The 21,509-nt window shown below is 45.8% G+C and carries 23 protein-coding genes; all 23 read left to right on the top strand.

Annotated elements, in window-relative coordinates; all coding sequences use genetic code 11:
- The first annotated feature begins 9 nt into the window (after positions 1-9).
- The 23 genes from EV210_RS01790 (at position 10) to EV210_RS01680 (ending at position 21,477) form a co-directional block, all read left to right on the top strand.
- A complete protein-coding gene (locus tag EV210_RS01790) occupies positions 10-1,149 on the top strand; it encodes an MGDG synthase family glycosyltransferase (RefSeq protein ID WP_132074668.1) in 1,140 nt (379 codons plus the stop codon).
- A 78-nt stretch (positions 1,150-1,227) separates the two neighbouring features.
- Positions 1,228-2,313, top strand: a complete 1,086-nt coding sequence (gene dprA, locus EV210_RS01785) for a DNA-processing protein DprA (protein WP_132074665.1) — start codon at positions 1,228-1,230, stop codon at positions 2,311-2,313.
- A complete protein-coding gene (topA, locus tag EV210_RS01780; RefSeq protein WP_132074662.1) occupies positions 2,310-4,472 on the top strand; it encodes a type I DNA topoisomerase in 2,163 nt (720 codons plus the stop codon). The genes dprA and topA overlap by 4 nt, the downstream gene beginning before the upstream one ends.
- Positions 4,465-5,790: a methylenetetrahydrofolate--tRNA-(uracil(54)-C(5))-methyltransferase (FADH(2)-oxidizing) TrmFO gene (gene trmFO / locus EV210_RS01775; protein ID WP_132074659.1), complete on the top strand. Its 1,326-nt coding sequence runs from the start codon at positions 4,465-4,467 to the stop codon at positions 5,788-5,790. The genes topA and trmFO overlap by 8 nt, the downstream gene beginning before the upstream one ends.
- Positions 5,791-5,848: 58 nt before the next feature.
- Positions 5,849-6,748 carry a tyrosine-type recombinase/integrase gene (locus EV210_RS01770; RefSeq protein ID WP_165898751.1) on the top strand — a complete coding sequence of 300 codons (900 nt, stop codon included), beginning with the start codon at positions 5,849-5,851 and terminating at the stop codon, positions 6,746-6,748.
- Positions 6,749-6,760: 12 nt separating this feature from the next.
- Entirely contained in the window at positions 6,761-7,291 is a 531-nt protein-coding gene (hslV, locus tag EV210_RS01765) for an ATP-dependent protease subunit HslV (protein ID WP_132074653.1), read from the top strand.
- Between the two features lie 19 nt (positions 7,292-7,310).
- The gene (gene hslU, locus EV210_RS01760) at positions 7,311-8,696 is read left to right on the top strand and encodes an ATP-dependent protease ATPase subunit HslU (protein ID WP_132074650.1); all 1,386 of its coding nucleotides are present in this window, start codon (positions 7,311-7,313) and stop codon (positions 8,694-8,696) included.
- Between the two features lie 28 nt (positions 8,697-8,724).
- Positions 8,725-9,501, top strand: coding sequence for a GTP-sensing pleiotropic transcriptional regulator CodY (gene codY / locus EV210_RS01755; protein WP_132074648.1), 777 nt, complete (start codon positions 8,725-8,727; stop codon positions 9,499-9,501).
- Between the two features lie 175 nt (positions 9,502-9,676).
- Positions 9,677-10,087 (top strand): flagellar basal body rod protein FlgB, encoded by a 411-nt coding sequence (gene flgB, locus EV210_RS01750; protein ID WP_132074645.1) that lies wholly within the window; start codon positions 9,677-9,679, stop codon positions 10,085-10,087.
- 2 nt (positions 10,088-10,089) lie between these two features.
- On the top strand, positions 10,090-10,524 hold the full coding sequence (gene flgC, locus EV210_RS01745) for a flagellar basal body rod protein FlgC (protein WP_132074642.1): 435 nt from the start codon (positions 10,090-10,092) through the stop codon (positions 10,522-10,524).
- Positions 10,525-10,536: 12 nt separating this feature from the next.
- A complete protein-coding gene (fliE, locus tag EV210_RS01740; protein ID WP_132074638.1) occupies positions 10,537-10,836 on the top strand; it encodes a flagellar hook-basal body complex protein FliE in 300 nt (99 codons plus the stop codon).
- 53 nt (positions 10,837-10,889) lie between these two features.
- Positions 10,890-12,434, top strand: a complete 1,545-nt coding sequence (gene fliF / locus EV210_RS01735) for a flagellar basal-body MS-ring/collar protein FliF (protein WP_132074635.1) — start codon at positions 10,890-10,892, stop codon at positions 12,432-12,434.
- A 21-nt stretch (positions 12,435-12,455) separates the two neighbouring features.
- On the top strand, positions 12,456-13,466 hold the full coding sequence (fliG, locus tag EV210_RS01730) for a flagellar motor switch protein FliG (RefSeq protein ID WP_132074632.1): 1,011 nt from the start codon (positions 12,456-12,458) through the stop codon (positions 13,464-13,466).
- Complete coding sequence (locus EV210_RS01725; protein WP_132074629.1) at positions 13,459-14,226, top strand: FliH/SctL family protein; 768 nt, start codon at positions 13,459-13,461, stop codon at positions 14,224-14,226. The genes fliG and EV210_RS01725 overlap by 8 nt, the downstream gene beginning before the upstream one ends.
- A complete protein-coding gene (gene fliI, locus EV210_RS01720) occupies positions 14,223-15,542 on the top strand; it encodes a flagellar protein export ATPase FliI (RefSeq protein WP_132074626.1) in 1,320 nt (439 codons plus the stop codon). Before EV210_RS01725 ends, fliI begins: the two co-directional genes overlap by 4 nt.
- Positions 15,543-15,555: 13 nt before the next feature.
- Positions 15,556-16,005, top strand: coding sequence for a flagellar export protein FliJ (fliJ, locus tag EV210_RS01715; RefSeq protein WP_132074623.1), 450 nt, complete (start codon positions 15,556-15,558; stop codon positions 16,003-16,005).
- A gap of 1 nt (position 16,006) precedes the next feature.
- Complete coding sequence (locus EV210_RS01710) at positions 16,007-16,522, top strand: lytic transglycosylase domain-containing protein (RefSeq protein WP_132074620.1); 516 nt, start codon at positions 16,007-16,009, stop codon at positions 16,520-16,522.
- Between the two features lie 34 nt (positions 16,523-16,556).
- Complete coding sequence (locus EV210_RS01705) at positions 16,557-17,192, top strand: MotE family protein (RefSeq protein WP_132074617.1); 636 nt, start codon at positions 16,557-16,559, stop codon at positions 17,190-17,192.
- A gap of 30 nt (positions 17,193-17,222) precedes the next feature.
- The gene (locus EV210_RS01700) at positions 17,223-18,677 is read left to right on the top strand and encodes a flagellar hook-length control protein FliK (RefSeq protein WP_132074614.1); all 1,455 of its coding nucleotides are present in this window, start codon (positions 17,223-17,225) and stop codon (positions 18,675-18,677) included.
- 15 nt (positions 18,678-18,692) lie between these two features.
- A complete protein-coding gene (flgD, locus tag EV210_RS01695; RefSeq protein ID WP_132074611.1) occupies positions 18,693-19,100 on the top strand; it encodes a flagellar hook assembly protein FlgD in 408 nt (135 codons plus the stop codon).
- Between the two features lie 9 nt (positions 19,101-19,109).
- Positions 19,110-19,505: a TIGR02530 family flagellar biosynthesis protein gene (locus EV210_RS01690; protein ID WP_132074608.1), complete on the top strand. Its 396-nt coding sequence runs from the start codon at positions 19,110-19,112 to the stop codon at positions 19,503-19,505.
- An 84-nt stretch (positions 19,506-19,589) separates the two neighbouring features.
- Positions 19,590-21,221 carry a flagellar hook protein FlgE gene (locus EV210_RS01685; protein WP_132074605.1) on the top strand — a complete coding sequence of 544 codons (1,632 nt, stop codon included), beginning with the start codon at positions 19,590-19,592 and terminating at the stop codon, positions 21,219-21,221.
- 61 nt (positions 21,222-21,282) lie between these two features.
- Positions 21,283-21,477 carry a flagellar FlbD family protein gene (locus EV210_RS01680; protein WP_132075091.1) on the top strand — a complete coding sequence of 65 codons (195 nt, stop codon included), beginning with the start codon at positions 21,283-21,285 and terminating at the stop codon, positions 21,475-21,477.
- Positions 21,478-21,509: the final 32 nt, after the last annotated feature.

The following is a 21,509-nucleotide window of genomic DNA, read 5'->3' as shown; positions in this document are numbered from 1 at the left end:
GGCATTTTTTTGCGACCGCCGAGAATTCTTTTTCTGACAGCACCAATAGGAGCAGGTCATACTCGCGCTGCACAAGCGGTAAATAAAGCCATAGGCCGCTTATATCCCGGGTGTGAAATGCGCATTGCCAATATATTTGATTTTTTTCACCCTGTAATCGGGAAAATGATTCTGGGAATCTATTTAAAAATACTCAGTGTAGTTCCTAGTCTGTACGGTTCCATGTATGGCTGGGGGAATGACAGCAGATGGGCATTAAAGACCCGGGAATTGATTAACTCTTATCTTGCCGGGAGGATGAGGCGTTTTATTACTGAGTACAATCCTACCGCTATTGTATGTACTCATGCTACGCCGGCAGGGATTGCATCCTGTCTCAGGAAAGATGGCAGTATTGATGCGCCTGTCTTAGCAGTCGTTACTGACTTTGTCGTACATAAATTGTGGATTTATCCGACCATTGATTATTATTATGTAGCCGGTCAGCCATTACGGGACTATTTAAATAGTAACGGTATTCCTTATAGTAAATCATTATCGACAGGAATTCCTGTAGACTCGGATTTTTTCTCTCAGCGTCACGCTAATGCTGATTCAACGCCTGCCTGCGGCTTAGCTGCAGATGTTCCCGTTATTCTTATTATGGGCGGCGGGGCAGGAGTATTGCCGATGGAAGAGATTATTATGGCCTGCCAGAATATTGAACGGCCGATTCAAATTATTGCTGTTGCCGGACAGAATAAAGCGTTGTTTAATCAGCTGACAGCCAGACAGAAGGATTTCAAGCAGAGTGTCCGTATTTTGGGATATGTGAATAATGTTCCTGAATTAATGGCAATGGCTCAAATTATCATTACCAAGCCGGGGGGCATGACCTCGGCAGAGGCCTTGTGTGCCGGTGTTCCCATGATAATTTACAAGCCGATTCCGGGGCAGGAAGAGGCCAACACCAGTTATTTGGTCAAACAGCAAGTTGCTGAACAGGTTGATTCCCTGGCTGAACTAGAGGCTTCGCTGAATCGTCTTCTCTCTGAAAAAACAGAAGCGCACAGTAGCCGGCGGCAGCGTTCGCTATTGCTATCCCGGCCGTTAGCAGCTGATGAAATTGCCAGTCATATCTTAAAGTTAACAAAAGGCGGTCAGGCTTAGTCTTGACCGATCTTTTTTTGACAGTTATAATACCAATAATTACAAAATCTGAATTGCGTTCAAAACTTGGAGGCAAGAATGAAGAACATACATCTGGCAGCTCTGCATATGGTGCCGGGAGTGGGGCATGCCCGTATGAAACGCTTAGTGGAGTATTTCGGCAACGCTGAACAAGCCTGGCTGGCCAGCAGGGATGAACTGATTCTTTCAGGATGTCTGGATGAGATGTTATGTAATAAAATATTGAATTGCCGGGAAAAGATAGATGTAAGTGCATTGGCAGAAGGCTGGGAGAAGAAAGGAATCGGTATTGTTTGCTTAGGGGAAGCTAGGTATCCTGTTTTACTGGCAAATACGTACAATCCACCTGCCATTTTATACTACCGGGGTACACTTCCTGCTGATGACAAACTGATTGCCATCGTGGGTGCTAGGCGGGCTACTGCTTATGGACGCAGTGTATGCAAAATGCTAGCCAGTCAGCTGGCTGCTGCAGGAGCAGGTGTTGTCAGCGGTGCGGCAAGGGGTATTGATTCAACGGCCCATATGGGAGCGCTAGAGAGCGGCTATACGATAGCGGTTCTTGGCAGTGGAGTTGATATTTGCTATCCACCCGAAAACATTCACCTGCTGGAGCGTATTGCAGAAAATGGAGCCCTCATTTCTGAATACCCGCCGGGGACCCTGCCACTGCCCCAATTTTTTCCGGCCCGGAATCGCATCATTAACGGACTTTCACGGGGCGTAGTTGTTGTCGAAGCGGCAGAGCGCAGCGGCTCCCTGATTACTGCAGATTTTGCCTTAGAGGAAGGCAGGGATGTTTTCGCCGTTCCTGGCAGCATTCTTTCGGCTACAAGCAAAGGAACACATTATTTAATTAAGCAAGGCGCTAAATTAATTGATTGTGCAACAGATATATTGGATGAATATGGCTGGAATGAAAGACCTAGCGCATGTAAGCCGCAATTACTGTCAGAAGACGAACAGGCTGTGCTTAATGCTCTTCATCCGGATTATCCAGTAGGAATCGATGAAATTCTTTGTCAAACCCAACTGCCGCTTCCTACTGTTACTCATATATTATTGCAACTGGAATTACAAGATTTAGCAATTGGATATGGCGGACAGCGATATATGCGGACCGCCAGGGAGGGAACCAGGTGAGCAAAACGCTCGTTGTAGTTGAGTCTCCGGCAAAAGCCAAAACAATAGAAAAGTTTTTAGGAAAAAACTATATTGTGCGAGCCTCTATGGGACATCTAAGGGATTTGCCCAAAAGTCAGTTCGGGGTTAATGTAGAACAAGACTTTGAGCCGAAATATATCAATATCCGCGGCAAAGGCGATCTGATTAAAGCCTTGAAAGAATCTGCTAAAACAGCAGACAAAGTATTTCTGGCAACTGACCCTGACCGGGAAGGGGAAGCGATTGCGTGGCATTTAGCGCATATACTTGCTATTGATCCGACCCGGGCTTGCCGTATTGAATTCAATGAAATAACTAAATCGGCTATCCAAAATGCTGTTAAGCATCCGCGTCCTTTGGATATGTCAAAAATTGATGCTCAACAGGGGCGACGGATTTTAGATCGTATTGTGGGGTATAAATTAAGTCCGCTCCTTTGGCGGAAGGTGAGAAAAGGTTTGAGTGCAGGCCGTGTACAATCGGTAGCAGTCAGGCTGATATGCGACCGCGAAAAAGAGATTCAGGCTTTTATTCCAGAAGAGTATTGGACTGTTACCGCTAAATTACGGGAAAAGCTGAAATCCCCTATCTTTGATGCCGAACTGGTCACAATTGAAGAGCAAAAAGCGCAAGTAGCAAATGAAGAGCAGGCCATGACGATTACAGCTCACTTAGAGGAAAGTGAGTTTACTGTAACCGAGGTTAAAAAAAGAGAGCGCCGCCGTAATCCAATACCGCCTTTCACTACGAGCAGCCTGCAACAGGATGCATCCCGCAAGCTGGGCTTTACTTCGCGGAAAACAATGATGCTGGCGCAGCAGTTGTATGAAGGTCTTGAAATTGGCAAAAGCGGACATGTTGGTTTAATCACGTATATCCGTACGGACTCAAACCGGGTTTCCGAATCGGCTCAAAGCGAGGCTCGTACGTTTATTACAGAAAAATACGGCTCCGAGTATCTTCCGGAAAAGGCACCTGTCTATACGTCCAAAAAAAATGCCCAGGATGCGCATGAAGCAATCCGGCCAACCAGTCTGACCTTGCCTCCGGATAGTGTGATCGGACATTTGTCTAAGGATCAATACAAGCTGTACTCGCTGATCTGGAGCCGGTTTATTGCCAGCCAAATGACTGCAGCAATTTATGATACGTTAACAATCGAGATTAAGGCTGGGCAGTATGGCCTCAGAGCAACAGGATCGCATCTTAAATTTGCTGGTTTCATGGTTGTTTATACGGAAAGTAGAGAAGGCGATGAACAGGATAAAGATGTTGATCTGCCCGAACTGACTGCAGGTCAAACTCTCAAAACATATAAAATTCTGCCAAAGCAGCATTTTACTCAGCCGCCACCCCGCTACACGGAGGCATCACTTGTCAAAATACTGGAAGAGAAGGGGATCGGGCGTCCCAGTACCTATGCGCCGATTATCGATACCATTGTTACCAGGGGATATGTAGAGAAGATCGAGAAGAAATTCCAACCGACAGAGCTTGGCTGTTTAGTGGTCGATTTATTAAAACAGTATTTTGAAAATATTGTCGACGTGGAATTCACAGCACATATGGAAGACCGGCTTGATGACGTTGCTGAAGGCGAAGTACCGTATAAGCAAGTACTGAAGGATTTTTATCAGCCTTTTGCGGAAACGTTGACGCATGCTGAAGCCGAGATTGGTCAAGTGGAATTGCCTGTCGAGGTTTCAGACGTCCAGTGTGAAGCTTGTGGACGCTTTATGGTAGTGAAGAAGGGGCGTTATGGCAGTTTTCTCGCTTGTCCCGGATTTCCGGCGTGCCGGAATACGAAGGCTATTGTAAAAGAAACCGGTGTTGCCTGTCCGAAATGCCAAGGTGCAATTATTGAGCGCCGGACGAAACGGGGAAAAGTTTTTTACGGCTGTCAACGCTATCCTGAGTGCGATTACGTGACCTGGGATACTCCTTTAAAAGAAGTATGCCAGACATGCGGCAGCTTTATGGTGCGGCGCGGGTTTAAAAAAGGCGGAGCCGCAAGCGTTTGTGGGAATCCGGCATGTCCGACCCAAGCGGCAAATGCTATCAAACCAGCTGCAACAGCAAAAACGACAAAAACTACGAAGACGGTAAAACCGGCTAAACGGAGGAGTAAGAGTGGCTAAAGTTACGGTTATTGGTGCCGGACTTGCAGGCAGTGAAGCCGCATGGCAGATTGCTGAGCGAGGCATTGAGGTCGATTTATATGAAATGCGACCTGTACATTCTACACCAGCTCATCACAGTGATTTATTTGCTGAGCTGGTTTGCAGCAATTCGCTGCGGGCCGCAAATGTAGAAAACGCAGTAGGCTTGCTGAAAGAAGAAATGCGGCAATTAAATTCGCTGATCTTAAAGGCAGCCGATTTAAATAGAGTTCCCGCGGGAGGGGCGCTGGCAGTAGACCGGGAGGGCTTCAGCCGGTATATTACCCAGATGCTGACAGCCCATCCCCGTGTTACGGTCCACCATGCTGAAGTAGCGGCAATTCCGGAGGAAGTTCCGGCTGTTATCGCCAGCGGGCCGCTGACATCTCCTGTACTTTCCGAAGCAATTGCCGAGCTGGCCGGTCATGATTATCTGTATTTTTATGATGCTGCTGCGCCTATTGTTGTGGGTGAATCGCTGAATATGGACAAGATTTATCGCGCTTCACGATATGGAAAAGGCGACGAAGACTATTTGAATTGTCCGATGACCAAGGAAGAATATGAACTGTTTTGGCATGAATTAGTTAACGCTGAGCGTACGGCCGTCAAGAACTTTGAAAAAGCAATATTCTTTGAAGGCTGTATGCCTGTTGAAGAAATGGCTTCGCGAGGTATTGATACATTGCGGTTTGGTCCATTGAAGCCGGTAGGTTTAAAACATCCGGTAACAGGAGAGACGCCGCACGCTGTTATCCAATTGCGGCAAGATAACTTTGCAGCGACACTTTACAATATAGTCGGTTTTCAAACTCACTTAAAATGGCCGGAACAAAAAAGAGTTTTTCAATTAATACCGGGTTTGAAAAAAGCGGAATTTGCCCGCTATGGTGTCATGCATCGGAATACTTATATCAACTCACCGCGGATTCTGCAGTCAACGTTAGAAACAAAAACTCGGTCGGGCTTGTTCTTTGCCGGTCAAATTACTGGAGTCGAAGGGTATGTGGAATCAGCAGCATCCGGCCTTGTGGCAGGAATCAATGCCGCTCGCTTAGCAATGCAGCAGCATCCCGTCGAGTTCCCGGCCGATACAGCTCACGGTGCGTTATGCCGGTATATTACCCAGGCATCTCCTGACGGATTTCAACCGATGAATATTAATTTTGGTCTGCTGCCGCCACTGGAGTACCGGGTAAAAGACAAAAAGCAAAAGAACGGTTTAATCGCCGAACGGGCATTAAGTTCATTAAAAAAATTAATAGAAAAATTAGACAACGGTATTGCGCAAAATTAATTGCTGTGCTACTATAAATAAATAAATTTAGTCCATATTTCGACAAAAAATGGATAAAATGAATGATATTAAGCATAACCTTGACAACTTTGTCGTATATTTGCAAGTAGAGAAGCGGGTTTCCCAGAGTACGATTCGCTATTACCGTTCTGATATAGAGCGGTTTGTTGCTTTTGCCCAAGAGCAGGGGGACGGTGATGTGTTACTTGGCAATGTTACGCAGATGTTGATCAGAAGTTATCATAGTGCAATGCACAGGCAAAATTATTCACACGCTACGATAAATCGCAGTTTGGCTGCCTTGCGGGCTTTTTTTCGCTACCTTTGCAAGCGCACTATCATTGCTGATAATCCCTGTGTAACTATGCGCTCCCTAAAAAATCAACAAACGATATCCGTTTTAACAGAAGCTGAAATTGACGGTTTGTTAAGGCTGCCTGACCAGAGCGATTTGGGCAGACGGGATTTAGCGGTGCTGGAATTGTTGTATGCCACCGGCATCAAAGCTCGTGAACTGGTTGGACTGTTGTTAGCTGATTTAGACTGTTTCGCGGGATGTGCTGTGGTTTCTGACAGTGAAGGCAGAAAGCGTGTTGTACCGATAGGGTCCAGCGCAATTGCCGCACTGGAACAATACGTCAGGCAGAGTCGTCCTCGATTGTACGGAAAACACACAGGAGCACCTCATGATTATGCTTTTGTAAATAGCAAAGGTAGCCCTTTAACTGACCGGAGTATTAGACGCATCCTCATGAACTACATTAAGATGCTTGCTTTGGAACAGTCCGTTAATCCTACTACTATTCGTCAAACCTTTGCGGTACATATGCTGAATAACGGCGCTGATGTTTGTTCGGTACAGGAGATATTGGGGCAAATAAATTTTTCACAGATTTTACCTTCCATCAACAAAGAGCGGGTTAGATCGGTTTACAAAAGCGCACATCCCCGTGCGTAGGAGGTGTTGTTTATGTTTCATGCTACGACGATCGTAGCAGTTCATCATCAAGGGAAAACCGCGATTGCCGGCGACGGACAGGTGACTTTTGGTGGAAATACAGTTATGAAGCATAATGCCAAAAAAGTTCGTCGTCTATATCATGGCAAGGTTTTAGCGGGCTTTGCCGGCTCAGTAGCCGACGCATTTACATTATTTGAGAAGTTTGAATCTAAGCTGGAAGAATTTAATGGCAATATGATGCGGGCTGCAGTAGAGCTTGCTAAAGACTGGCGGCTCGACCGCGTATTGCGCCGGCTGGAAGCATTGCTCATTGTAACCGATACTCAGCATTTACTGATCATCTCTGGCAACGGTGAGGTGATTGAACCTGATGATGGTGTTACCGCTATCGGCTCAGGGGGAGCTTACGCACTGGCAGCGGCCCGGGCTCTTGTGAGAAACTCGAATCTCCCTGCACCGGAAATTGCCCGTCAGGCGCTGGAAATCGCCTCTGAGATTTGTGTCTATACCAATTCGCATATTACAGTGGAAGAATTATAATGGCGAGGAGGGTGTGGCAATGGAATTAACTCCGAAACAAATTGTCGGTGAACTGAATAAATACATCGTCGGTCAGCACCAAGCTAAAAAATCGGTGGCGGTAGCACTGCGCAACCGCTGGCGGAGCAAGAAACTGCCGGCTGAACTGCAGGATGAAGTTATTCCTAAGAACATATTAATGATTGGGCCGACTGGAGTTGGCAAAACGGAAATTGCCAGGCGTCTCGCAAAACTAGTGAATGCTCCTTTCGTTAAAGTCGAGGCAACTAAATTTACTGAAATTGGCTATATAGGCCGTGATGTCGAATCAATGGTGCGTGATCTCGTTGAAACGGCAATTCGAATGGTTAAGTCGGAAAGCATGCTTGCCGTAAACGATAAAGCATATGAACTTGCGAATGAACGGATTCTGGAATGCTTAAAACCCTTGCCTAAAAAGGATTCAGTCCGCAATCCGTTTGAACTTTTGTTCTCTTCTACCATGAATCCACCCAAGGAAGAGCCGCCTGAACCGCAGCCGTTGATTGAAGACGAACGGCTGCAGCTCTTAAAACAGCTGCAAAATGGTGAGCTTGATGATGATTTAATTGAGATTATCGTCGAAGATAATGCTCAGCCTATGGCAGGGATGTTTGCCGGATCGGGCGTAGAAGAAATCGGCGCCAACATCCAGGATATGCTGGGGAATCTGCTGCCGAAGAAACAGAAGAAAAGAAAAGTAACTGTGGCCAATGCGCGTAAGATCTTTATCCAGGAAGAGGCGCAGAAGTTAATTGATATGGATGAGGTTATCGCTGCTGCTATTAAACAGGCTGAAAACTACGGGATAATTTTTCTCGATGAAATAGACAAAATTGCTGGTCGCGGGAAATCTAACGGACCAGATGTTTCGCGGGAAGGTGTTCAGCGAGACATCCTGCCGATTGTGGAAGGCTCCACAGTCGTAACGAAGTACGGACCGGTAAAAACAGATCATGTCCTGTTTATTGCCGCCGGTGCATTTCACATTTCAAAACCCTCAGACCTGATACCCGAGCTGCAAGGCCGCTTTCCGATACGGGTAGAATTGACGAATCTAAGTAAAGAGGATTTTCGTCAAATTCTTACAGAGCCGGCCAATGCGTTAATTAAACAGTATGTTAGCTTATTGGAAACTGAGAGTATAAAAATCAGCTTCACCGACGATGCTATTGATGAGCTAGCAGAAATTGCCTGCACAGTAAATACCCAGACGGAAAACATCGGGGCCCGCAGGCTGCATACCATCTTAGAAAAACTACTGGAAGATTTAGCTTTTGATGCTCCTGATCTAGAGGAGACATCAATAGTAATTAATCGTGATTATGTAAAAACTAAACTTGATCATATTGTAGTTAATCTAGACTTAAGTCATTACATATTATAATGGAGTTTGAAAGGCAGGAGTGATTGTAGTGTTAGCTTTGTTAGAACGTACTCGAAAAATTAATAAGATACTGCAAAAATCGGAGAATGTCGAATATGGTGAAATTTCCCGTGTGTTAAGTACGGTGATGAGCGCCAATGTTTATATTGTTGGTAAGGAGGGCGCCGTCCTGGGCTTTGCTCTATTGGACGATTTTGAATGTGATTTAATGCGTGACAAAGTTCTGCAGCAGGGAATTTTCCCCGAACGCTATGTAGACTGGCTGCTTAGAATCACCGAAACATCGCCGAACTTGCGCTTGGACAGCGGTAAATGTGCTTTCCAGGAGGGTACGGCTTGTATTTTCCAGGATAAGTTTACGACAATCGTCCCTATCCATGGCGGCGGACAGAGAATTGGTACATTGCTGGTAGCAAAGTTCCATGAAGAATTTACTGATGCTGACCTGATATTAGCCGAATACGGCTCAACCGTAGTCGGAATGGAAATATTGCGGGACCGCAGTGAAAAAATTGAAGAAGAGGCCCGCAAAAAAGCAACTGTTCAGGTTGCGCTGGGGACCTTATCTTACTCAGAACTGGAAGCTGTTATGCACATCTTAAATGAATTAGAAGGAAATGAAGGCTTGTTAGTAGCGAGTAAAATTGCTGATCGTGTAGGGATCACCCGTTCGGTAATCGTAAATGCGCTGCGCAAGTTTGAGAGTGCCGGGGTAATCGAGTCTAAGTCTTTAGGGATGAAAGGGACTTACATTAAAGTATTAAATGAACGCTTGCTCGAAGAACTGAAAAAACTGAAGAAATAACAATGTTAACAAAAACAACCACTCGACTGGAGTGGTTGTTTTTGTTATATTTTTAATGAGAAGAAAAAAATCATAAACTGGAAAAAGCGTAGAGGATTTTGTAGTTTTTTGTAGAATGTAGCCTAAAGCTTTTTACACAGTTTAAATTTTCAAGAAAATGCAGGGGGGGTTTTTCGTGATTCAGTCAATTACGGGGTCTGCGCAAGCTTATGTTTTGGAAAAAGCCCTTTCAGCCTCGTCACTGCGGCAAAAAACAATTAGTAACAATATAGCCAATGTTAATACTCCTAAATTTAAACGAAGTGAGGTTTTGTTTGAAGATATTCTTCAGCAAAAAATGTCTGGCTCCCAGCAGCTGGACTTGGCTAAAACAAATGAAAAACATATTTCAACTCAGTCGCAGGCTTTAGCGCCAACAATGCGCATGGTGGCGGATAATTCCTTTCGGACTGACGGTAATAATGTAGATATTGATATTGAAATGGCAAACATGGCTAAGAACAGCATTTATTATGATGCTCTGGCCCAGCAGCTCAGCCGATACTTTACTACATTAAAATCTGTTATTAAGGAAGGGAGAGGTTGAGGATGCGCATGTTTGGTGCGATTGATGCCGCTGCTTCAGGGCTAACTGCCGAAAGACTGAGGATGGATGTAATTTCCAATAATATTGCCAATGTCAATACTACCCGCACGACCGAAGGCGGACCTTATCGCCGGCAGATGGTAGTGTTTCAGCCCAGAGAAGGGCAAAGCGGGTTTTCACAATTGTTGTCGCAGCAAATGGAGGCCGGTAATGGAGTTCGCGTAGTGGGGATACAGAAAGATAATTCACCTACACGCAATGTTTATGATCCCCATCATCCCGATGCAAATCAAGATGGTTACGTAGAGATGCCGAATATTAACATCGTTTCGGAAATGGTGGATATGATAACGGCTACTCGTGCGTATGAGGCCAATGTTACAGCGGTCAATACCGCTAAAAGTATGGCTGCAAAAGCATTAGAAATTGGAAAATAGGGGGCTAGTTAAATGCGTGTTGATCCAATAAAATTAACGCCTGTTTCTTTTAGCGGCGGATTGGACAAGTCGTCGGAAGCTGCAGAAGCCGGCAAATCGTTTTCCGAAGTATTGTCAGAGGCTTTAGGCAATGTGAATAAGCTGCAAACCGAGTCCAAAGAGGCTTCAATGAAATTAGCAGCCGGACAGGTTGAAGACATATCGGAAGTGATGATTGCATCGGAAAAGGCTTCGATAGCACTTCAATTAACCATGCAGGTCAGGAATAAGGTAGTAGACGCTTACCAAGAAGTTATGCGTATGCAAGTGTAAATACTCCTATTACATAATCGGTAAGATTATTTGTAACTGAAAGGTTGGAGACCATGGCCGACTGGAAGGAACAGCTGCTGCGCGTATGGCGAAATGTTGGTAAAAGAGAAAGGTATATGATACTCGGTTCCGCAATATTGCTTTTTGTTGCTCTGTTAGCGTGGAGCTATTGGTGGGGCGGACGTCCGGATTATGTACCCTTGTTTACAAATATGGAAGCAAAAGATGCCGGCGAAGTTGTAGCTAAATTAAAAGAACTGAAAATTGACCATAAGATTGACACTAACGGCACAGCGATTTTAGTATCGGCTAAAGATGTTCACCGTGTGCGTTTAGAATTAGCGAGTCAAGGATTGCCGCGTGGGTATAAGGGCTTTGAGATATTTGATCAAAATAAGTTCGGCGTTACGGAATTCCAAAACAAAGTCTATTATTTGCAAGCGCTGCAAGGAGAACTGACCCGTACGATTGAACAAATGGCTGAAGTCGAAAAAGCTCGTGTACATATTGTGATGACGGAAGACAGCTTATATAAGAAGAATGAAAAACCGGCAACGGCTTCTGTTATGCTAAAGCTTCGTCCTTCTACGCAACTATCAAAAGAGCAGGTTAAAGGGATTGTTAATTTAGTGGCTCACAGCGTTCAAGGCCTAAAGCCGGAAAACGTTACCGTTGTTGATCAACTGGCTCGTGTGCTTAATAATGATCAAGCCGACACTCCACAAGCAGCTGGAGCGGCAACAGTAACGCAAATTGAACTTACGAAGAAAATGCAGGACGATATTCAAAAGAATGTCCAAACCCTGCTGGAACAAGTGTTAGGGCCAGGCAAGGCAGCGTCAAGGGTCAGTGTCGAATTAAACTTTGACCAGCGGATGCTGGACCGGCAGGTCTTTGAACCGGTTGTTGATGATAAAGGGATTGTCCGGAGTTCCCAGGAAGTGAATGAATCTTTTAAGGGAACATCAGGTGCACCAGGTGGTACGCCGGGGACAACTTCCAACATTCCGGGCTATGTTACTGCAAACAACGGACAGTCGAATTATGATAAAAAAGAAGTCACCCGCAATTATGAAATTAATGAAACAAAAGAAAAAGTAATCAGTTCTCCCGGTTCTATACGGCGTCTTACTGTAGCTGTTCTTGTTGACAACAATGTAACGAGAGCGCAGCAGGACAGCCTTACAAAAGTAGTCGCTTCCGCTGTAGGTCTTAATCCTGCCAGAGGAGATGCCATTTCCGTTGAAAGCATTCCGTTTAGCACGGAAATTGCTGATAAACAAAAAAGAGAAGAAGAGCTTTACGAGCAGCAGGCCCGGCAGAATCTGTGGATGAAAATTGCAGCTGTTGTTGGTGCTGTCGTACTGGTCTTGTACTTAATTCGTCTTTTTGCGCGCCGCAAACAGGAAGCACAAGAAGAGGAAGAACAGCTTGCCGCTGCTCTTTCGACTGTTGAGGAATTAGAAGAGCCGACCCAGAAAGAACTTTCGCAACAGGATAAAGAACGGGCGCAGCAGCGTGAAGTGATTGAAAAATTAGCAAAATCACGGCCGGATGATGCGGCTCAATTAATTAAGATGTGGCTGGCTGATGAATAATGACAGGGGAGGTGAGGTGCCGTGTACCAATCTAATGAACTGACAGGCAAGCAAAAAGCGGCTATCTTGTTGATTTCCCTTGGACCGGATATTTCTGCCCAGGTTTTTAAGCACCTGAAAGAAGAGGAAATAGAAAAGCTGACTCTGGAAATTGCCAATCAACGCAAGATACCACAAGAGCAAAAAGATAAGGTGTTATCTGAGTTTCATCAGATGTGTATTGCTAAAGACTACATTTCGTCAGGCGGTCTTGATTATGCGCGAGAAATCCTTGAGAAGGCGCTGGGGGCTGAAAAAGCGGTTTTAATTATTAACCGGCTTACATCGAGCCTGCAAATCAGACCTTTTGATTTCGCTCGTAAAACCGACCCTGGTCAACTGTTGAATTTTATTCAAAACGAACACCCTCAGACGATTGCTCTCATTATGGCTTACTTGCAGGCCGAACAATCGGCGGCGATTTTATCTGCTTTGCCGCCTGACCGGCAGGTAGATGTGGCAAAACGCATCGCTACAATGGATCGTACATCACCTGATGTAATTAAGGATGTTGAACGTATTCTGGAACGCAAGCTCTCGTCGCTTGTTACGCAGGACTTCACTGCTGCCGGCGGTGTAGATTCGATTGTTGAGGTCTTGAACAGAGTTGACCGTACAACCGAACGCACAATTATTGAAAATCTTGAAGTTCAGCATCCGGAGCTTGCGGAAGAAATCAAAAAACGGATGTTTGTATTCGAAGATATTGTGCTGCTTGATGATCGTTCGCTGCAACTGGTGCTGCGTGAAATTGAGTCGAAAGATCTGGCACTGGCGCTCAAAGCTTCTTCAAGTGAGGTTGCTGAGAAAATATACCGCAATATGTCCAAGCGGGCTTCCGAAATGCTGCGTGAAGAAATTGAATATATGGGACCAGTGCGCATTCGTGATGTAGAAGAAGCACAACAAAAAATTGTTAATGTAATACGCAAACTTGAAGAATCAGGTGAAATTATTGTTTCCCGCGGTAAAGGGGACGAGATAATTGCCTAAGATTATCAAAAAAAATGACATTAGTGATGCACCGATTCTCTGCATAACGGTATCAAGTCCGAATTGTGAAGAGCAAGTCGAATTACCGGTGGAAGAGATTGAAGCGGTGAATGAGTTTGATCAGGCTGCAGTCCAACAAGCCCAGACGATTCTTGCCAGTGCGCAAGAGGAGGCGGCTGCATGTCTGGCTGCAGCATCGCAAACTGCTCAATTGCAGCGCGAGGAAGCGCACAAAGAAGGACATCAGCAAGGATATGCTGAGGGACGGGAAGAAGGCCTTGAGGCTGGTTATAAGGAAGGTATGGATGCTGCCGTTCAGGAAATGCAGACAAAGCTGCAAGATGCTATTGCAAAAGCTGAACAAATTTTAGTCACTGCCGAGCAGCAGGCCAAAGATATTGTCATCGGCGCTGAACGGCATATCATTGATATCTCGATGGCTATGGTCAGTAAAATCCTGGCAAGAGAAATAGAGGAAAACCCAATGGTAGTATTGCCGATAGTCACAGCAGCCTTAAAGAAAGTTCGTGATCAGGAACAGATTGAAATCCGCGTTAACCCAGAGGAATATCACTTACTGTTGCAGGCGCGTAAAGACTTGCAATTAGTATTGGGGCGTGAGCAGGCCTTGCAAATTGTAGCAGATCAGACAATACCGGCAGGCGGCTGTATCATCGATACTGCCTATGGCAGTGTAGATGCCCGGATTGATACTCAGTTTGACACTTTGCGCAAAGCACTGGCAGAAGTAATACCATGAGTACAATCGACTTTAATAAGTATTTATCAATTATTAAGAATACTGCTTCTATGAAATTCAATGGGAAAATAACGCAAATTATTGGTTTGGTCATTGAATCGCAAGGGCCGAATGTTAATCTGGGGGAACTTTGCTATATTTATCCAAGATCGGGACAAGAGGCGATTCCTGCAGAAGTTGTGGGATTCCGGGAGGGAAGGGTTCTCCTCATGCCAATTGGTGAAATGCATGGCATTGGACCGGGCTGTGATGTTGTTGCTGCACAGCAGACCTTAAAAGTACCCGTAGGAATGCATTTGCTGGGCAGGATTTTAGATGGACTGGGCAACCCGATAGACGGGCGTGGCCCGCTGCTAAGCAATGCTACTTATCCGCTGAATGCAATGCCGCCGCCGCCGCTCAGCCGCCGCCGCATAACCGATAAGCTTTCAGTGGGTGTTAGAGCGATAGACAGCCTGCTTACGCTTGGCCGCGGTCAGCGTGTGGGAATTATGGCAGGCAGCGGAGTTGGAAAAAGCACCTTGCTGGGAATGATTGCCCGCAACACAGAAGCGGATATCAGTGTAATTGCCTTAGTTGGTGAACGTGGCAGGGAAGTACGTGAGTTTATTGAGCGAGACTTAGGAGAAGAAGGCTTGAAGCGCTCGGTAGTAATCGTAGCGACATCGGATCAGCCTGCTTTGGTCCGGCTTAAGGGTGCTTTAACGGCAACCTCCATTGCCGAGTATTTTCGCGATGAAGGCCTTGACGTTATGTTAATGATGGATTCGGTAACCCGCTTTGCTATGGCGCAGCGGGAAGTGGGCTTAACGGTTGGCGAACCGCCTGCGACCCGTGGCTACACACCGTCCGTTTTCGCTATGCTGCCGAAGCTTTTAGAACGGTCTGGAACCGGATCGCGAGGTTCCATTACAGGAATTTACACGGTTTTGGTAGACGGTGATGATATGAATGAACCGATTGCTGATGCTGTAAGGGGCATACTGGATGGGCATATCGTTCTATCCCGGGATCTTGCTGCACAAAATCACTATCCGGCAATTGATGTTCTAGCGAGTGTCAGCCGTGTTATGCTTGAAATTGTTGAGGAAAGCCACTGGCAGGCCGCGCAAAAGCTGCGGACTGTTTTGGCCACTTACCGGGAAGCCGAAGATTTAATCAATATCGGCGCATATGCCAAAGGCAGTAATGCCAATATCGATCAGGCAGTGAATTTAATTGGTGAAGCTAAGCAGTTTCTGCAGCAGCAAGTATATGAAAAAACAACGCTGCAGGCCACTATAGAACGTTTGCGGTCTGTTGTACAGTTCCAGTAATGGAGTTGGGTAAATGAAGCAGTTTAAATTTCAGCTGGAAACGTTATTGCGAATGAGGCGGTTGCAGCAGGAAGAAGCACAAATGCGGCTTGTCCAGGCAACCAGCCGGTACCAGATAGAGTTAACAGCTCTTGAGCGGCTCGAAAACGAGCAGAAAATGCAATTAGCTCAATTCCGGGCTGAGCAGAGTAAAAGGCAAACGATAGATACGCTTAAGAATTATTATTTTTACTTCGATAAACTCAATGTAAGCATTACTGTGCAGCAGGAACAGGTAGAAGCGGCCGATCAGCAGCGGTGTCACTGTCTTACTGAATTAGCGGCGGCAACTACTAAGCTTAAATTGGTAGAAAAGCTAAAGGAAAAACGATTAGCCGAATACAAAGCAGAAATGCTGCAACAAGATCAAAAATTGCTTGATGAACTTGGCATGCAAGTTTTCATGCGGAATCGGCAGGTGTGAGATGGATAGTATAAGCCGTGTTTTACAACGTATTGACGCAATTGAACAGCGCTTTAGTAAACCCACGCAAGCTACTGGCAATTTTCCGTCTGTCTTATCCCAGGCAGAGCAGAAGCATAAACCGGTAACTACAGGTCCGGGATCAGGAGAGATTGCCAAAATGGTACAGGTTGCCTCGCAAAAATATGGTGTTGATCCCAAGCTGGCGCTTGCAGTTGCCCAAACGGAATCAAATATGACTGCAGATGTGGTGTCTTCAGCCGGCGCAGTCGGCGTCATGCAGCTTATGCCGGATACGGCACGGGCGATGGGAGTGCGCAATGTCTATGATCCCCGTGAGAATATTGACGGAGGCGTGAAATATCTAAAACAAATGCTGACAACTTTTAATGGTGACATTGAAAAAGCGGTTGCAGCGTATAACGCCGGGCCGGGTGCGGTAACAAAGTATGCCGGCGTACCTCCGTATTCAGAAACCCAGGCCTATGTGGGGAAAGTACTCGCTTTATATAGTTAATGATAAGTAAGATAATACGAGTAAAGGAATTGCTATGGCTGAGAAAATAAAAAAAACACTACCTCCTGCTCCCAAACAAATCCTTCCACCTCCAAAACCGAAGGGGAAATTTAGTCTCTTAAAAGTAATCGTCATTTTACTGGCTCTTCTGGTAATTGGAGGCGCTGGCTTTGCCGCCGGAGTATATTTGAATGTTATTGATGTAAATAAGCTTGCAGCCAATTGGAAACTGCATCAATATCCAGTGATTGGTCAGTATTTTCCTGCTCCGCCGCAGACTAATTTTGAAACTGTCGACCTAACCGAGGCCGATTTAGAGCAGCCTGGCGAAGCTGTCCAACAAGTGCCGTCAACCCCGGTACAGACAAACCAGGTTACGAAGCCGGAGGTGATGGCACAGCCGGAGGTGCCGTTGACAAGCGAGGAATTGCAAAAGCTGGAAAAGATGAAGCAGCAGGAAGAGGCAAAACGGATAGGTAAACTGTCGCGTTTATATGGTACGATGAAGCCTGAAGAAGCCGTACCGATACTGAATCAGCTTGCCGATCAGGAAATACTTGCGATTTTCAGCAAAATGGAAGAAGAGCAAGTCGCTAAACTATTAGCGGGTATGGACAGTAATCGCGCTGCCAGATTAACGCAGGCTATGTTGAAAAACAAGCCTTTGTAAAAAGTTAGTTCAGCGAAAGGAGGTGAGAAAATGAATGAAATGAGTTTAGCCTTACCGCAAACCGATATGATGCCAAATGCTGCACTGCCAGCCAGCGGGAAAAATAGCAAAACCAGCCCGGGAAAAAAAGCCGGAGCCTTTGGAGCGATACTGGACTCTGCAACCGAAGCAGGGGGGGAGCCGGGAAAAGGCCAAGCTAAAAATACAGTCAATGATAATTTGGCTTTTTTAGCGCTTAATGGAATTGTCCTTGCTGCTTTGCCTGTAAATACACAGGATCAAGTAAACTGCGTACAGGAGACCGAGCTACCGGCTGCGATTGCACCTGTTAATTCCGGTGAGATGACTACTGCCGGGCAGACGGCAGCCGTTAATGCCTTTACTGACATCGGCGGCAATGAATCTAATGGTGCTGGCGAAACGTCAGTTGTACCTGGTTTTGTACAAACTGTGCCGATGCCTGCGGGCGTGCAAACATCCGCTGCCACCAATATGACGCAGCAAGTTTTGCCTGCTGCTCCGGAAGTGGCGGCTGTCAGCCAATCGGTTCAACCTGAAATGGCAGGGAATGAAGCGACTGTTTCTTCCCAGCAGACAGCTATTGTGAATGAGTTGCTTCGTGCCGATAAGGGCCAAGCTGCTGGAAATAGTAACGGTGATGAGCTGGCGGTACTTGCTGCTAAAGCAAATCCGGTAGTCGTTCAGACAATTCGAACAGCAACAGCTGAGGCGAATCCAGTGAAAAAGAATGAGGACACAAAAAAATCTCCAGCGAATGAATCTGCTGCTTTACTGCAAGACGATGGCCTGCAAAATATGGCTGCTGCAGTCACTGCAAAGGAAGCTGCAACGCCGGGCAAGGATGAGCAGCAGGATAAGCCGGCAGATGCAAAGCAAGCTGAACTGCCAGTTGGTTTGCTAGCTGATGATTCTTCTGCTGATTTTGGTAAAGTGGAGTCAGTTGTCAATAGGCAAGCAACCGTTGTTGACCATATTCAGCCTGTCAGTCTTGCTAAAGCGGTTGAAGCTGTAAGTGTTCAGCGTGATAGTGGCGTGTCTCAAGACCCTCATAATATTGCCGGTCAGATTGTTGAACAGGCCAGAATGATTAACCGGGTTAATAATTCAGAGATGGTAGTGAAACTGAAGCCGGAGCACCTGGGAGAACTGACGCTGAAGGTAACGGTTGAAAATGGTGCTGTTAGTGCATCTTTTCACTCCAATAACCAGGAAGTGCGGACTGTTATTGAAGCATCTTTGACGCAATTAAGGCAGGAATTATCCAATCAGGGCTTAAAAGTGGATAATGTTGGCGTCTATGCCGGACTCAACCAGTTTTTCTCTAATGACCAACAGCAGCAAACTGCTCAACAGCAGCAAATCAAATTAAAAAATCGACGGCAAGATGACAGCTTTATTGATGCAATTGAGGCGGCAGCTGTTTTGCCAGTCACTTCAGATGCAGGTGTAGATTACCGTATTTAAAAAGGAGGCGCAATTATGAGTACAACAGTAACCAATAATGAACAAGCGTTTAGAACTGCTTCTAATACCAGTTCGGTTAAATCAAATAAGTCTAATGACGCTCTAGGTAAAGACGATTTCTTAAAAATGCTTGTGACCCAGCTGCGTTACCAGGATCCGCTGCAGCCAATGGAAGATAAAGAGTTTATTGCCCAAATGGCGCAGTTTTCCAGTCTCGAGCAAATGCAGAATATGAATACTGCCATGATAACAACACAGGCGACGAACCTGATTGGCAAAGAAATACATTGGCTTGATGACCAGGGAACAGAAAAATCCGGTGTTGTTACAGCCGTTACGACATTTGAGGGTGTTTCAAAATTAATGGTTGGTGATGTTTCCGTAGGTATGGATAAAGTTTTTAAAGTCTCTGCAAAAGCATAGGTAGCGGAAATGGGAGACAATCGCATTTATTACCCGCAAACCCCTCTCATACAAACACCACAGGTCAATAAAAGCTCAGTAATCAAGCCGGGAGCTTCGGCCGCAAATTCGGGGAAATCCTTTACAGAGATACTGGAAAAACAGCTGAGCGGCGAAGTCAAATTTTCGCAGCATGCCTTACAGCGCCTGCAAAGCCGTAATATTAAGCTCGATGAGACTGCAATGGACAAACTCAGCGGTGCTGTGGATAAAGCAGCTCAAAAGGGTGCTAAAGAGTCGCTGATACTCATGAATAATTTAGCGCTGGTCGTTAGTGTGAAAAACCGGACCGTCATAACGGCAATGGATGAAGCCAGTATGAAAGAAAATGTGTTCACAAATATTGACAGTGCCGTAATTGTGTAAGGGCTGGACCTCTTGAGGAAGCCCAAACCGCGGAATGACTGATGCGGTAAAAAATCAAATGAAATTATAGGAGGTCGATTTATTATGATGCGTTCCCTATATGCAGGTGTTTCCGGCCTGCGCAACCATCAAACCCGGATGGATGTTATCGGCAATAATATCGCCAACGTAAATACAGTTGGTTATAAAGGCAGCCGTGTTACTTTTCAGGATGTGCTGAGCCAAACGGTGCGGGGAGCTTCAGCCGGTAATGGCGCTAGAGGCGGTACTAACCCGATGCAGGTGGGCTTGGGCATGGGGGTCGCCAGTATTGATACGCTCTTTACTGACGGCAGCTTCCAACCGACAGGCAAACCGACCGATCTTTCTATTCAGGGTGCCGGTTTCTTCATTCTTACTGATGGTACGAACCAAATGTATACACGTGCTGGTAACTTTGACTTTGATAATGAAGGTAATTATCTGGTACCGGGAACGGGCTATAGAGTTGCTGGCTGGGTGGCCGATGCTTCCGGTGTAGTCAATGCCAATGGTCCTGTCACCGGCATTCAAATTCCTGTTGGCATAACGATGGCAGCAAAAGTAAGCACACTGACGACTGGCAAGGGGAATTTATCCGCCGATGCTCCTGTAGGGACCACCGTTCAGGCGCCTACTGAGCTATATGATTCCTTGGGCATTGCTCATAAAATGAATACAACGTATTATAAAGTCGACAATACGACCTGGCTGTCTAAAACCACAGTTGCTGACGGTTCAATCTCAACAACCAGTCAGTGGCAGCAGATTTCCTTCAATACAGATGGTTCCTTTAAAGGGGCTGTTACAGTAAACCCACCCACAACTACAGCAACAGCACTGACCATTCCGAGCTTGCAAATGGATACCACTCCTAATGCGGTACATACCGCAAACCACACAATAATTGATGCCGATGGGACTCCTCATGCTGTCTCTATGACGTTCACAACAAATGCAGCAGGTAATGGCTGGACGTATAAGATTTCTGAATCAGGTGTAAAGAACCCCGTTGTTGTTGAAGGGACAATGGATTGGGATATTGCATCTGGCAAATACGTTGAAACTCCACATTCTACACCGCTCACCCCGGTGACAAGCCCGATTTCGGTTTCTGTTGGCGGTACAAATTATGATTTTGCGTTTACACCGACAGCACCGGGAACGTCCTTTACTGCCGCTCTTGCAGGCCCTACTTATACTGCAAAAACAACTCTGGATAATTTCGAAATAACACCGACAACCGGAGCAACTCCGATGTCAATTAAATCGGATTTAAGTGCGATCACCTCTTATGCCGGTGAATCTACAGTGCAAATGGCAAAAGATGGTTATGGTGCCGGTACGCTTGACTCCAAATACATTGACACGACCGGTGTCATTGTAGGAACATTCACAAATGGGCAAACCAAAGTTCTTGGGCAGGTGGCATTGGCTACCTTTAATAATCCTTCCGGGTTAAATAAGGTTGGTGATAATCTTTTCACTAAGTCTGTGAACTCAGGTGACGCAGAAATCGGTACTTCCGGTTCAGGCGGCAGAGGCACGTTTAACCCAGGGTCTCTCGAAATGTCGAATGTGGATTTGGCACAGGAATTCAGCAATATGATTATTACGCAGCGTGGTTTCCAGGCGAATTCGAAGATTATTACGACTACTGACCAAATGCTGGAGGAACTGGCTAATCTTAAACGCTAATTTTAAATAAGGAAGAGGGGGGAAATCCCCCCCTTCATCCGATTTTTATGGAGGCTACATGATGATTAAGTTGACTCGTCTCAAAAGTCCTGACGAATTCGTTTTGAATGCCGAATTAATAGAAACAATTGATGAAACTCCCGATACGGTAATCACCTTAACAAGCGGTAGAAAAATTATTGTCGAAGAGTCCATGGATGACGTCGTTCGCAGAATTATGGATTACCGCCGCGCTTTAAATCGGAATTTTCGCTGATAATCTCATTTTTATGTAAAATAAAATAGCGA

This window comes from Anaerospora hongkongensis, assembly GCF_004339805.1.
In the GTDB taxonomy this organism is placed as follows: Bacteria; Bacillota; Negativicutes; order Sporomusales; family DSM-15969; genus Anaerospora; species Anaerospora hongkongensis.
This window is presented reverse-complemented; position numbering and strand designations above follow the sequence as displayed.